The 13,354-nt window shown below is 29.6% G+C and carries 12 protein-coding genes and 1 rRNA gene; 6 read left to right on the top strand and 7 right to left on the bottom strand.

The genetic code is table 11. From position 1 onward, the window contains the following. Nucleotides 1–103: 103 nt before the first annotated feature. The 4 genes from H518_RS19490 to H518_RS0107740 all read right to left on the bottom strand — a co-directional run bounded on the left by H518_RS19490 (nt 104) and on the right by H518_RS0107740 (nt 2,289). A complete protein-coding gene (locus H518_RS19490) occupies nt 104–682 on the bottom strand; it encodes a DUF4252 domain-containing protein (protein ID WP_051263710.1) in 579 nt (192 codons plus the stop codon). A 73-nt stretch (nt 683–755) separates the two neighbouring features. After that, nucleotides 756–1,280: a DUF4252 domain-containing protein gene (locus H518_RS19485; RefSeq protein ID WP_043706712.1), complete on the bottom strand. Its 525-nt coding sequence runs from the start codon at nt 1,278–1,280 to the stop codon at nt 756–758. Nucleotides 1,281–1,322: 42 nt separating this feature from the next. After that, nucleotides 1,323–1,793 (bottom strand): hypothetical protein, encoded by a 471-nt coding sequence (locus H518_RS0107745; protein WP_028888524.1) that lies wholly within the window; start codon nt 1,791–1,793, stop codon nt 1,323–1,325. After that, complete coding sequence (locus H518_RS0107740) at nt 1,780–2,289, bottom strand: RNA polymerase sigma factor (protein WP_028888523.1); 510 nt, start codon at nt 2,287–2,289, stop codon at nt 1,780–1,782. Before H518_RS0107740 ends, H518_RS0107745 begins: the two co-directional genes overlap by 14 nt. 154 nt (nt 2,290–2,443) lie before the next feature. Between H518_RS0107740 and H518_RS0107735 the strand changes: the two genes are divergently transcribed. Beyond that, nucleotides 2,444–3,898, top strand: a complete 1,455-nt coding sequence (locus H518_RS0107735; protein ID WP_028888522.1) for a S41 family peptidase — start codon at nt 2,444–2,446, stop codon at nt 3,896–3,898. 50 nt (nt 3,899–3,948) lie between these two features. Here the strand turns inward: H518_RS0107735 and H518_RS0107730 are convergent, their stop codons facing one another. Together H518_RS0107730 and H518_RS0107725 are read right to left on the bottom strand one after the other, a co-directional pair. Continuing rightward, a complete protein-coding gene (locus tag H518_RS0107730; RefSeq protein ID WP_028888521.1) occupies nt 3,949–4,842 on the bottom strand; it encodes a DUF72 domain-containing protein in 894 nt (297 codons plus the stop codon). A gap of 3 nt (nt 4,843–4,845) precedes the next feature. Continuing rightward, nucleotides 4,846–5,799, bottom strand: coding sequence for a patatin-like phospholipase family protein (locus tag H518_RS0107725; RefSeq protein WP_028888520.1), 954 nt, complete (start codon nt 5,797–5,799; stop codon nt 4,846–4,848). Nucleotides 5,800–5,848: 49 nt separating this feature from the next. Between H518_RS0107725 and H518_RS0107720 the strand changes: the two genes are divergently transcribed. The 5 genes from H518_RS0107720 to H518_RS0107700 all read left to right on the top strand — a co-directional run bounded on the left by H518_RS0107720 (nt 5,849) and on the right by H518_RS0107700 (nt 12,766). Further along, on the top strand, nt 5,849–6,892 hold the full coding sequence (locus tag H518_RS0107720) for a beta propeller repeat protein (RefSeq protein WP_028888519.1): 1,044 nt from the start codon (nt 5,849–5,851) through the stop codon (nt 6,890–6,892). A 75-nt stretch (nt 6,893–6,967) separates the two neighbouring features. Next, complete coding sequence (locus H518_RS0107715) at nt 6,968–9,910, top strand: amidohydrolase family protein (RefSeq protein ID WP_028888518.1); 2,943 nt, start codon at nt 6,968–6,970, stop codon at nt 9,908–9,910. A 19-nt stretch (nt 9,911–9,929) separates the two neighbouring features. Further along, nucleotides 9,930–11,231, top strand: coding sequence for an amidohydrolase family protein (locus H518_RS0107710; RefSeq protein ID WP_028888517.1), 1,302 nt, complete (start codon nt 9,930–9,932; stop codon nt 11,229–11,231). A gap of 154 nt (nt 11,232–11,385) precedes the next feature. After that, nucleotides 11,386–12,183: a TrmH family RNA methyltransferase gene (locus H518_RS0107705; RefSeq protein WP_028888516.1), complete on the top strand. Its 798-nt coding sequence runs from the start codon at nt 11,386–11,388 to the stop codon at nt 12,181–12,183. Between the two features lie 22 nt (nt 12,184–12,205). Then, the gene (locus tag H518_RS0107700; RefSeq protein WP_028888515.1) at nt 12,206–12,766 is read left to right on the top strand and encodes a hypothetical protein; all 561 of its coding nucleotides are present in this window, start codon (nt 12,206–12,208) and stop codon (nt 12,764–12,766) included. Between the two features lie 351 nt (nt 12,767–13,117). On the opposite strand, the gene rrf is transcribed toward H518_RS0107700, so the two are convergent. Further along, nucleotides 13,118–13,226 (bottom strand): 5S ribosomal RNA (gene rrf / locus H518_RS0107695). Between the last annotated feature and the right edge of the window lie 128 nt (nt 13,227–13,354).

Raw genomic sequence — 13,354 nt, 5'->3', positions numbered from 1 at the left:
ATAGGAAAATCTATTCGGAGGCTTGTTAATGAGCAGTTAAAAAGAAAAAGCCATCGCAAATACGATGGCTTTTTCTTTATGTTTATTCCGTCTTAAAAGAAATCTACTCAGAAACTTCTTCTTTATTCTCATTAACTTTTATGAAATTCCCTCCTAAAAGAGATTTAAACTTACCTAAATCTAAATCACCTTCGTTTACTTTTGATTTTTTCATCATTTCCATAATCTTTCCTGGATTCATATTGTCTCCTAAAATACGAGCAATACCTACCCCCATTTCCTTACCATAACCAAAAGCTATAATTTCGTTAATAGCATCTGCTTCTCCTGAATAATAAATCGTAGCATGCATTCCATCTTTCTTAAAATTGATTAATTTTTTATAATCAGATTTATTTAAGATTTCTTTTAACTTATCTTTCTCTGTATTATAAGTTGCTTCATCTGTATCTTTATAAGGTAAACCTGTTATATTAACCTTACGTATACTTTCAAATGCTTTTTTATCTTCTTCAGATACTTTATCTGTACTTAGTTGTAGTACGCTTGCAGGAATATCTAAAGTTATAAATCCCTTTTTATCTTGACTGTCTACTAAATAACCTTGTAAGGATGCTTCGCTTTTACACGAAACAGTTACGAAAGCTACCAATAGTAATGAGTATATAAATATTTTTTTCATTTTGATTGGTTTTTATTGATTGATAAAAAATAGGGCTAAGTTCTTATACATTAACCCTATCTTAAAAGTAGTTTTACTTGTTACTAATTTTTATGTTTTTATCTTTTGAAAATGTATCTGCTAATTTTGACATTTTATTAATATCAATCGTTCCTGTTAAAGAAACAATTACCGATTCTGGTGAACCTTTTTTAGATTCTTTGCTTTTTACAAACATTAAAACTTCACTTACAAAATCTTTATTTTTTGTTGATTTTACATAAATTTTAACACGTGATCCTTTGTCCTTTACACGCATTAATTCAATTAAGTTATTTTTACTTACTGCAGATTTTACCATTGTTTCCATTTTAGTAGAAATACTTGTATCGTCTGTTGAAAACACTTTTAACTCTTCTAAGTTTTTAACCATATTAAAAACTTCCATAGCTTCGTTATCATCAGATTTTACATTAAATTTTGATAAAATTTCGAAAGCATCTTTATTTACAACTACTGATGATACTTCATCTATGTTTTCTAATTTATCGAAAATTGACTGTCCGAAACTTAAGTTTGCTGTGAATACAATTGCGAATATTATTATAATTTTTTTCATGATCTTCTTGTTTTATTAGGTACTTGGTTTACTCTTTTGTTATTAATTTACTTTGCTTAAAACTTTATTTACTGTCTCTTCGTAGGTATTTAAGTGTTCTAAGGCATCATTTCCTTTATTTAAGTTGTTTGAAACTGCATATAATGCTTCGTTTCCTTTGTTTAAGTTGAGTGAAACCATTTGTAACGCAGCTGTTATTTGCGCAAATTGCTTTCTTTGTTGATGCTCTTGATACTTTTGATTACCTAAAAAGGCACTAAATAATAAGGCTATTGACGCCGCTACCGATAACCATTTCCAGTTCTTCTTAGTTTTCTCAGGTTTTAACTGAATGGTTTTAGTAAAAGTTTCATCCTTACTCTGTTTAAAATAACTAAACATCATACTATACTCTTGCAAATGTGCTGCCACATTAGGTGAAGTAAAATACTCTTGTAGTATTTGTTCTTCTTGCAAAGTTGTTTCTGCATTTAGGTATTTTTCTACTAGTTTTTCTATGTTAGCTAACTCCATAGTTGTGTTTTTTTATTAGTTCTTCTCTTATTGTCTTTCTTGCTCTTGATAAAGCTACTCTAACAGCAGTTGGTTTCATGTCTACCATTTTACATATCTCATCAAAATCATATTGTTCTATATCTCTTAATTGAATAATCATTTTTTGTTGTTCTGGTAATTTTTCAATTAACTTGTGTACTAAATTTACACTATCATTATGCTCTACTTTTTTATCTAACGATGTATCCTTTTCTTTATAATTACTATGAACCAATGTTAAATTACTTGCTTGTTTTGATTTTAATCGATCATAACAATAGTTCTTTGTCATTGTCATTGCAAATGCTTCTATATTTCTATAGTCTGATAATTTCTCTTTGTTTCTCCATAACTTAAAGATCAACTCTTGTGTAGCATCTTCAGCTTCTTCTCTAGAAACTAATAGTCTCTTTGCTAAACGAAAGACCTTGTCTTTAAATGGTAATACAACTTTTAAAAAGTCTGATTGATTCATTAGTTTAGTTGATTAGTTTTGTAAACTTAAAATGCTTTATAATTATCGGGTTTACATAACTACGACGACAGGGTTTTAAGTTTGTTACATCAAAATTAAAAAAAAATAATATTATTGATTAAATTGCGTTGATATTATAGTTAACATATTCCTTATGAAATTACTTAAAGCATCCATTATTGCATTTTTATTACTATCAATAGTATCTTGTAGTGAAAAAGAAGACACACCAGGTAATATTGAAGTTCAAGACTTTGTTTGGAAAGGACTAAATGCCTATTATCTATGGCAAGACCTAGTTCCTGATTTATTAGACAGACGTTTTAATAACGATCAAGAACTGTATAGTTATTTATCAAGTGCTGGAGATCCTTCCAATTTATTTTACAATTCATTATACATTCCTAATGAATACCCTAAAGATCCAAACAAAACTTATTCTTGGATTGTTGATGATTATATTGCTCTTGAGCAATCTTTTCAAAGTATTCGATTAACAAGTGGTATGAAACTTAAAGGAGCTGACTATTTAGATGCCTCTGGTGGTTATTATATATATGTATATGATGTTGTAAAAGGTTCTGATGCCGAGGCTAATGGTATAACAAGAGGTATGATTATTACGGAAGTAAACGGAACAGTACTAACAAGAGACAACGTAAACTCTTTATTAGATAATAATTCATTTACTGTTCATTTAGCCGATTATAACATGGGAAATCCAGTTACTAATACAACTACAATTAATGTAACAAAAACACAAGTAACCGAAAATCCTATAAAAGAAGCCAAAGTAATTGTTAATGGAACTAAAAAAATTGGATATCTAATGTATAATCAATTTTCTAGTTCTTTTGATGGTGAATTAAATGCTGAGTTTTTAAAATTTAAAAATGAGACAATTACCGATTTAATTATCGACTTACGCTATAATGGTGGAGGTTCTGTAAACACAGCTGTATACTTAGGTGGTATGATTACAGGACAATTTAATGGTGAATTATTCGCTAAACAAGTTTGGAATAGTAAAGTTATGGCTACTACAATCCCTAATGATTTAAATAATAATTTTACAGATAGAATTTTAAATAAAGATAATAACCAAAATGTTATTTTAGATGAGGCTATTAATAGCTTAAATTTAGAAACTGTTTATTTTATTGTTTCTGAAAATAGTGCCTCCGCTTCTGAATTAGTTATAAATGCTTTATCTCCTTATATAACTGTAAAACTAGTAGGTGTACAAACTTATGGTAAACATGTTGGTTCTATTACCTTATATGATTCTGATAATTTCTCACGTAATGGTCCTAATTTTAAAACGAATCATACTTGGGCAATGCAACCTATTGTTTTAGAAATTCAGAATAAAAATGGAGAAAACAAACCATTAGGATTTATACCTGAAGTTATGATTGCTGAAAATCCTGAAAATTTAGGTGTTATAGGTAACCCTACAGAGCCTTTATTAGAAAGAACCATTCAATATATTACAACAGGTGCAAAAGGAGGAAGTATTGCTATAAAGAGATCAACTAGTTTTACACCACAATGGAACTCTAATATGTCTTATCCTGATTATAACAATATGTATGTCAATTTAAAATAATTTATTATTTATATAACATAAAAAATCCAGCTCAAAAGCTGGATTTTTTATTACAACAAACTCATTTGTTGATTATTTTCCTCATTCGGTATTTTTAAGCTTAGATTAAACTCTTTATTTATTTTTTTTATAAAATAAGCAGCTAATAAAGGTGATTCAACTTCCAAATTCTGGTGAATAAAAAAATGAATATTATCTAACCCTAAAGTTTTCCATTCTTTTAAACGAATTACCCAATCATCTAAACGATCATAATCTGACTTATGATTTGCTCCTACAAATCTTATAAAAGCTTCGTTATTCGTTAAGCACATATGCAGCATATCTCGTCTGCCAGCTGTATCTACCAATATATTTGCGATATTGTTTTCTTGTAATAACTTGGTATACTCTTCAAAAACAACTTTATCTTCAAACCAATCTTTATGCCTCACTTCTACTGCTAGCGGAATTCCTTTAGGCCAACTAACAACAAAGTTTTGTAAAGCATTAAAACTTTGAGGACTAAAATTAGAATTCATTTGTAAAAAAATAGTTCCTAATTTATCTTGAAGTTTCAAGCTGTTTTCTAAATAAACATTTACCGATTCCTGAACGCCTTTTAATCGTTTCCAATGACTAATATCTTGTGTTAACTTCGGAAAAAACTTAAACCCTTTGGGTGTTTTCATTCTCCATTTTTCAAATTGAGTTGCAGGAAATTGACGATAAAAAGTTGCGTTTAATTCTATTGAGTTAAACTGTTTTGAGTAATACTCCAGTTCATCCTTTGTTCCCTTAGGATAAAACCCTTTTAAATCTGCTTTATTCCATTTTGCACAACCTACAAATATGTTAGGTTTACTTACTTCTTTAAATGAATTTAAAACATTTATTGTTTTATTATCTGTAATTGGTAGTGTAAAATCTACTAATGCTGGATGATCTACTTTTCCGAATTTCATAAATTAGGCATTATCTAAACCTTCTTCTATTTCTTCATTTTCTATCATTTCAGGTCTAAATTGACTCATTTTCTCATCATCTAATTTTTTAGCATATTTATAACCAGATTTCCACCACTTTTTCATTTTTTCTTTTTCAAAAACCAATGTATTTGTTGTTAAAACAGTGGGGGTATAATATAAATTTAACTTTACATCATGATGTTTAGCAGATAACTTACCTATTGTAATATTATGGCGCTCTACATTTTCTAGCATAAAATCAAAAACATCTAACATTAATGTAAACGGGTTTTTTGCAGGTATTCTATTAATCTGAGTAACTTCAGTTTCTAAAATAATAGCATCGATCTCTTTCGCTCCTCTTAAAATAGCTTCTCTAATAGGTATTAAACTTCCAAAACCACCATCAGCATACTGACAATTATTTTTTTCTAACAAACTCATAAAAGGCACATAATTACATGAACCCCAAATCCAATCACAAAAATCTTCATAACTGCATTCAGATATTGATTTGTATTCAATCTTATTTGCAGTTAAGTTAGAAACAGTTACAACAACCTCTTTGTTGTTTTCTCTAATTTCATCATACATTTCGCGAGTTACATTTTTCTTTATAAGCTTTCTAAGGTTTTTGCTCTCTCCAAAAGTTTTTCTTCCATTTAAAAAATTCCAAAGCGTATTCATATGACGAATAGAAATTACCTTTTCTCCATGAACCTTTTTAATTTTAAAAGGACTATTGCTGAAAATAGAATTCTGGTTAACATTGGTATATAACTCTTTTAAAGAATCTAATTTCTTTAACGCTAAATGAGAAACCATTAAACTTCCTGTAGAAGTTCCTAAAAATAAATCATAATCTTTCTTCTTTTTTTTCATCAAATATTCAACTACACCTCCCGCAAACGCTCCTTTACTTCCTCCTCCAGAAATTACCAATGCTTTTTTCATATAATCAAATTGATTTATCTATTTTTAGTTTTGTAAAAATATCAAAAAAATGAAGCACTTTTCAATCTTATTTTTAATTACGTTGTTTATTTTTTCTTGTAAAAAAGAACACACCGTTCGAAACTTTAAAACCATTAAAATTACTGAGTTTAAAAAAGACAGTACCAGCATTCGTGCAATAAAAGCAATCAGTGAAAACGAATTGATTTTTGCTGGATCAAAAGGAGATATTGGTACAACTAAAGACGGTGGTAAAACTTGGAAAACAAAATACCTAAAATATAACGACTCTATTACTCCTCATTTTAGAAGTATTGCCATGAATAATAATGGTGTTTTTGCTTTATCAATTGCAAACCCTGCCTTATTATATAATATAAATTTAGATAATGAAACTATTGTTTATACAGAAAAACATGAAAAAGTTTTTTATGACTCTATGAAATTTTTTGCTGATGGCAAACACGGTATTGCAGTAGGTGACCCTACTGATGATTGTCCGTCTTTGATTTTAACTTCTAATGGTGGTAAAAACTGGACAAAACTACCTTGCTCTAAATTACCAAAATTTAAAGAAGGTGAAGCCTTCTTTGCTGCAAGCAACACCAATATTGCTATTTATAATAAAACGGTATGGATTGCATCTGGGGGTACCGAAGCAAGGATATTAAAATCTACAAATTATGGAAATACTTGGGAAATTTATAACACGCCTTTTATTCAAGGTAATGGTCCTCAAGGAATCTATTCTATAGATTTTTATGATGAAAATAACGGATATGCTATTGGTGGAGATTATTCGAAACCAAATGATAACTGCGCTAACAAAGGTATAACTTCTGATGGTGGTAAAACTTGGACACTAGTAGCAGACAATCAAAACCCTAATTATAAGAGTTGTGTACAATATGTACCAGATACAAATGGAAAAGAAATTTTTGCAGTTGGAAAAACAGGAGTCTCTTTTTCAAATGATGGTGGACATACTTGGAAAAAAGTAAATAACGATTCTTATTATGCAATTCAGTTTGTAAATAAAAATACTGCTTGGTTATCTGGTCATCAAAAAATCGGAAAATTAGTCTTAAACTAATCTTAATTATTTGTTAAAACGGTATTTACTTTATTTTAAATAAATACCTTTATCACATAACTAACTAAATATTCAATGAAAAAAATACTAATACTACTCGTATTCTTGTGCATTTCAACTACGTATGCACAAGAATATTTCCCTAGTAATACAGGGGTAAAAACATCGAATAATAAATTATTTGCATTTACCAATGCTAAAATTTATGTTACACCAACCAATATTATAAAAAAAGGAACATTACTTATTAAAGATGGTAAAGTTTTAAATATTGGTAAGTCAATTAATATTCCGAAGGAAGCTGAAGTAATTAATTTAGCTGGAAAAACAATTTACCCTTCTTTTATTGATACATATACTACTTTTGGTGTAGCAACTCCTAAAAGAGAAAGTGGTCGTGGTAAACGTCCACAATATGACGCTAATCGTAAAGGGTATTACTGGAACGATCATATTAGACCAGATGCAAATGCTTTTAATAACTTTAAATTCGATTCTAAAAAAGCAAAAGAGTTAGTGAACCTAGGTTTTGGTGTCGTAAATACACGTTTAGACGATGGTATCATGCAAGGTAATGGTGTTTTAGTAGCTTTAAATACTACTTCATCTGATGCTTATAGAATTTTAAATAAACAATCTGCTAACTACCTTTCTTTTAGTAAAAGTAAAAAAACACGTCAGTCCTACCCTACTTCTCGTATGGGTGCTATGGCTTTACTAAGACAAACTTATTTAGATGCCGATTGGTATGCAAAAGGTAATATTAAAAATACCGATTTAGCGTTACAAGCTTTAAATGATAAAAAAGAGCTTCCTCAAATATTTAGAGCAGGTAGTTATTTAGATGGTTTACGTGCAGATAAGGTTGGTGACGAATTTGGTATTCAATATACAATTGTAGGTGGTGGTAACGAATATGAACGTATTAATGATATTAAAAAGACCAACGCTACTTTTATTATTCCAATAAACTTTAGAAAGGCATACGACGTAAGTAATGCTTTTTTAGCTGAAAAAATTGCATTGAGTGATATGCGCAAATGGAACCAAGAACCTGCCAACCCAGCAGCATTGGCAAAAAACAACATCCCATTTGCATTAACCACTTTTAAACTAAAAAAAACAAACGAATTTACAACTAACTTACAAAAGGCTATTAAATTCGGATTAAACAAAACTACTGCCCTAAAAGCTTTAACTAGTATACCTTCAAAAATTTTAAAAAACGATAAGATCGGAAACTTAAATAAAGGCAGCTACGCTAATTTTTTAATTACTTCTGGAGACATTTTTGATAAAAACACTACACTACATGAAAACTGGGTCCAAGGTGATAAAAATGTAGTAAATCCTATTAATATTAAAAACCTTTCAGGTGAATATACTTTAGCTGTTAATGGAGAAAGCTATACAATGATTATTAGTGGTAAAGGAACAAAACAAAAAGCTTCTATAAAAAAAGGAGATAAAAAAATAAGTTCAAAATTCTCTTTTAAGGATAATTGGGTTACTATTACTTTAAGAGATGGTGATAAGTTTTCTCGTTTATCAGCTGTAGTTGAAACCAAAAACTTAAAAGGTACTGCTACAAATAATAACGGTGATGAAACTAACTGGACAGCTATTCTTAAAGATAAAAAAGAAAACAAAAAGAAAAAAGACGTTAAGAAACATAAAGCACCTGAAATAGTTGCCGTTTCTTATCCGAATATTGGATATGGTAATTATACGAAATTACGCCAAGAAAACATTTTGATAAAAAATGCAACGGTATGGACATCTGAAAATGGAAAAATATTAACCAATACTGATGTTTTTATAAAAGATGGAAAAATATTTAAAATAGGAAAAAACATTGCTAGTCGTGGTGCAAAAATTATTGACGGAACTGGTAAATACCTTACTGCTGGTATTGTAGATGAACATTCACATATTGCAACTTCTGCTGTAAACGAAGCAGGTCATAATTCTACAGCTGAAGTAACTATTGAAGATGTTGTAAATCCTGATGATATTAATATATATCGAAATTTAGCAGGAGGTGTTACTTCTATTCAAATACTACACGGTTCTGCAAATCCTATCGGTGGACGCTCTGCTATTATTAAATTAAAATGGGGGGAAAACGCTAATGGAATGATTTATAAAAACACTCCTAAGTTTATAAAATTTGCTTTAGGAGAAAATGTAAAGCAAGCCAACTGGGGAGATTTACAAACAGTTCGTTTTCCACAGACTCGTATGGGAGTTGAACAAGTTTATATTGACTATTTTCAAAGAGCAAAAGAATACGATGCTAAAAAGAAAAGCGGACAGCCTTATCGTAAAGATATAGAGTTAGAGACTTTAGCAGAAATTATAAATAAAGAACGTTTTATTTCTTGTCACTCTTATGTCCAATCAGAAATTAATATGTTAATGAAAGTTGCTGAACAATTCAACTTTAATATTAATACGTTTACTCATATTTTAGAAGGTTATAAAGTTGCTGATAAAATGAAGAAGCACGGAGTTGGTGGTTCTACTTTTGCAGATTGGTGGGCATACAAATACGAAGTAAACGATGCAATACCTTACAATGCTGCTATTATGCACAATCAAGGAATTACAGTTGCTATAAATTCTGATGATGCAGAAATGTCTAGGCGTTTAAACCAAGAAGCTGCTAAATTAATTAAATATGGTGGACTATCTGAGCAAGATGCATGGGCTACAGTAACCATAAACCCAGCTAAATTATTACACTTAAACAATCGTACAGGTAGTATTAAAGTTGGTAAAGATGCTGATGTTGTTTTATGGAACGGAAATCCATTATCAATATACTCTAAAGCAGAAAAAACAATTATTGATGGTACACTTTATTTTGATATTAAAAAGGATAAAGAAAAACGTAAAACTATTAAAACTGAACGTGCAAAATTAATTAACATGATGTTGCAAGAAAAGTTAAAAGGTGCAAAAACACAAGCACCTGTTAAGAAAGTTAAAAAATTATTTCACTGTGATACAGAATAAGAACATAAAAACAATAAACATGAAAATTAAAGTAATATATAGTTTATTATGTTTCTTATTCTTAGGAAATATACTAGCACAACAAACACCAGCACCAAAACAAACACAAGATTATAGTATTGAAGGTGCAACAGCGCATTTAGGAAACGGACAAGTAATTGAAAACTCTTTGATTATGTTTTCTAACGGAAAAATAACTTTCGTTGGTAGTGCAATGATGAGAATTGCTCGTAGCGGAACCATTATCAATGCGAAGGGTAAACATGTGTATCCTGGTTTTATTGCAGCTAACAGCTCATTAGGTTTAGCTGAAATAGATGCGGTAAGAGCTACAAGAGATTTTGATGAAGTTGGTGCTATGATACCCCATATTAGAAGTATTATAGCTTATAATACTGAGAGTAAAGTAATTGAAAGCATGAGACCAAATGGAGTTTTAATGGCGCAAATTACTCCACGTGGTGGTGTTATTTCAGGAACATCTTCTGTAGTACAGTTTGATGCTTGGAACTGGGAAGACGCTAGTATAAGAACAGATGATGGCGTTCATATGAATTGGCCAAGTAACTTTAGTAATGGTCGATGGTGGCTTGGAGAAGACCCTGGGTTAAAACCAAATAAGAACTACCAGAAAAGTATTCATAAAATTACAAAGTACATTAACAATGCTAAAACCTATTTGGCTAGCAATAAATTACCTAAAATTTTACCTTATGAAGCTTTACAAGGAGTTTTAAACGGATCACAAAAATTGTTTATTCATGTAAGTGGTAAAAAAGCAATTACTGATGCTGTAAATACCTTAAAAAAAGTAGGTGTTAAAAATATGGTTATTGTTCATGGGCAAGAAGCAGATAAAGTTGCCGATTTATTAAAAGAAAACAATATTCCTGTAATTTTAGAACGCGCCCACCGCTTACCAGATGGAGAAGATACTGATTATGATTTACCTTTTCGTGCTGCTAAAATACTATCAGACGCAGGAATCTTAATTGGTTTAGGTATGGAAGGAGAAATGGAACGTATGAATGCTCGTAATTTACCTTTTTATGCAGGTACTTATGCTGCTTATGGCTTAGGTAAAGAAAAAGCGCTACAGTTAATTACACAGAATAATGCAAAAATTTTAGGTGTTGATGCTGAAGTAGGTACTTTAGAAGTTGGTAAAGATGCTACCTTATTTATTTCTGAAGGTGATGCTTTAGATATGCGAACTAATATTTTATCAAATGCTTTTATACAAGGTAGAAAAATTAGCTTAGAATCTCACCAAACAAAATTATGGAAACGTTATGCTAACAAGTATAAAAATCAACAATAAAAAAGAAACATTATAAAATTCGTCATTCCGAACAAAGTGAAATTCATCGTAATAACGTTGTTTATCGTGTATCTAAAACAATAATTATAATTCAATTTTACAATAGTTTTATAAATAGCCTCAAAAATACCCAATATTGGGTATTTTTGTCGTTATGAAACAGATTAGCAGCATACAGAATCCTTTTATTAAAGATTTATTAAAACTACAAGATAAATCTCGTGAACGAAAAAAGAAAGGACTCTTTTTAGTAGAAGGGAAACGTGAAATTTCGTTAGTTATTAAAGGTAATTATCAAATAGAAAGCCTTTTATTTGTTGCCAATATGTTTTCTGATGAAAGCCTAAAAGAACTGACAAAACATACCGAAAATTGTATTGAAATTACAAAAGAAATTTATAAAAAAATAGCTTATCGCGATACTACCGAAGGTGTAATAGCTGTGGTAAAAACTAAAAGTTTTAGTTTAGATACAATAAAATTTAATACCACTACTCCACTTGTATTAGTGTTGGAAGCAATTGAAAAACCAGGTAACATTGGTGCAATGCTTCGTACTGCCGATGCTGCTAATGTTGATGCTGTTTTTATAGCAAACCCAAAAACAGATTTGTTTAACCCTAATATTGTTCGTTCGAGTGTTGGTTGTCTTTTTACCAACCAAATTGGTATTGGTACTTCTGAAGAAATTATTGAATTCTTACAAGAAAATAACATTAACATTTATAGTGCTACATTACAAAACTCAAACGAATACCATAAAAATGACTATACTCAACCAACTGCATTAGTTGTTGGTACAGAAGCAACAGGTTTAACACAAATTTGGAGAGATAAAGCAACACAAAACATTAACATACCTATGCAAGGGCAAATAGATTCAATGAATGTTTCTGTAGCTGCTGCAATTTTAACTTTTGAAGCCAAAAGACAACGAGAGTTTAAGGTTTAAATAATTAACTTTAGCGTAACATTTGAAAAAGACGAAGTCCTACATATTATCATTAGTTATAATTCTGACTTTAAGCTGTAAAAACAAATCTAAAATTGAAACAAAGAAAAATATTGATTTAGATTTAAAAAAGACTTCTGAATTAATTACTCAAATTCTAATAGATAAAAACGATTCTTATCTATCTTCAAGTTGTATTTCTGAAAGTCGAAAACCATTTACAAGTTCTAATTTTTTTGATATTGTAGAAAAAGCTAACCAATATCTTAATATAAAAGACAGCTTACATCTTAAGAATCAAGCAGATTTTTTCAATGATTTTAAAATAATAAAAAGAGCAACTCTGAACAAAAAAGTCATAACGGAAAAGCAATACAATGAATTAAAATCTAAACGTAAATTTTGGAAATGGATTGAAATTAATTGTGAAAAAGGTTATTGCTCTATTTCTAAACCAATATTCAATGAAACTTATGATTTAGCATGTATTCAAATTTATCAAAAATTATTTTCTTTTGATTTTAGTTCAGAAATAATAATTTATGAATATAAAATAGAAAATGGAGTGAAAAAGAAACAATAATTAGATTTATAAGTTAAAAAACCTTTGCTGAAAAATAACTTAGGTAAAATAAACTATTCATTGATTTTACGAATTACTATGCTTAGTTTAATTAAAGAATAAGTTAAGTTATCAAAAAATAAATTTAATACTGTAAAGGTATCTAATTCTTCTTATTTGAATCAAAGTACAACTCTTAAATTACATTAGTAAAGTTCCTTAATAACATATTCTTATAAATTCTACTCTTATTAAAACAGCATTCTCATACCCCAAGTTAGATTGGTAGTTTTATTCAATACTAATTGTTTGTTTTCATTTCAGTTTAGCGCAAAAAAAAACCTCAATCTAGTTATAGATTGAGGTTTAAAAGAAAGGCAACGACCTACTCTCCCACCATTGGCAGTACCATCGGCGCAAATGGGCTTAACTTCTCTGTTCGGGATGGAAAGAGGTGAGCCCCATTGCGATAATCACCTTAAATCGTTCAGTATATTTCAACTGTATAAGTTAACATATTAGTAAAATCATATCGTAAATTATCAAAAGAGTTTGCGTCCCGACCCGAAGGTCGGGAACTATACATAAGCCTATGGGTTATTAGTAATA

It is taken from the genome of Tenacibaculum ovolyticum DSM 18103 (genome assembly GCF_000430545.1).
GTDB lineage: Bacteria > Bacteroidota > Bacteroidia > Flavobacteriales > Flavobacteriaceae > Polaribacter > Polaribacter ovolyticus.
This window is presented reverse-complemented; position numbering and strand designations above follow the sequence as displayed.

Bases quoted from the DNA above. Each gene is read 5' to 3' on its own strand.
- H518_RS19490 (WP_051263710.1), bottom strand. From the start codon at position 682: ATGAAAAAAATATTTATATACTCATTACTATTGGTAGCTTTCGTAACT.
- H518_RS19485 (WP_043706712.1), bottom strand. From the start codon at position 1,280: ATGAAAAAAATTATAATAATATTCGCAATTGTATTCACAGCAAACTTA.
- H518_RS0107745 (WP_028888524.1), bottom strand. From the start codon at position 1,793: ATGGAGTTAGCTAACATAGAAAAACTAGTAGAAAAATACCTAAATGCA.
- H518_RS0107740 (WP_028888523.1), bottom strand. From the start codon at position 2,289: ATGAATCAATCAGACTTTTTAAAAGTTGTATTACCATTTAAAGACAAG.
- H518_RS0107735 (WP_028888522.1), top strand. From the start codon at position 2,444: ATGAAATTACTTAAAGCATCCATTATTGCATTTTTATTACTATCAATA.
- H518_RS0107730 (WP_028888521.1), bottom strand. From the start codon at position 4,842: ATGAAATTCGGAAAAGTAGATCATCCAGCATTAGTAGATTTTACACTA.
- H518_RS0107725 (WP_028888520.1), bottom strand. From the start codon at position 5,799: ATGAAAAAAGCATTGGTAATTTCTGGAGGAGGAAGTAAAGGAGCGTTT.
- H518_RS0107720 (WP_028888519.1), top strand. From the start codon at position 5,849: ATGAAGCACTTTTCAATCTTATTTTTAATTACGTTGTTTATTTTTTCT.
- H518_RS0107715 (WP_028888518.1), top strand. From the start codon at position 6,968: ATGAAAAAAATACTAATACTACTCGTATTCTTGTGCATTTCAACTACG.
- H518_RS0107710 (WP_028888517.1), top strand. From the start codon at position 9,930: ATGAAAATTAAAGTAATATATAGTTTATTATGTTTCTTATTCTTAGGA.
- H518_RS0107705 (WP_028888516.1), top strand. From the start codon at position 11,386: ATGAAACAGATTAGCAGCATACAGAATCCTTTTATTAAAGATTTATTA.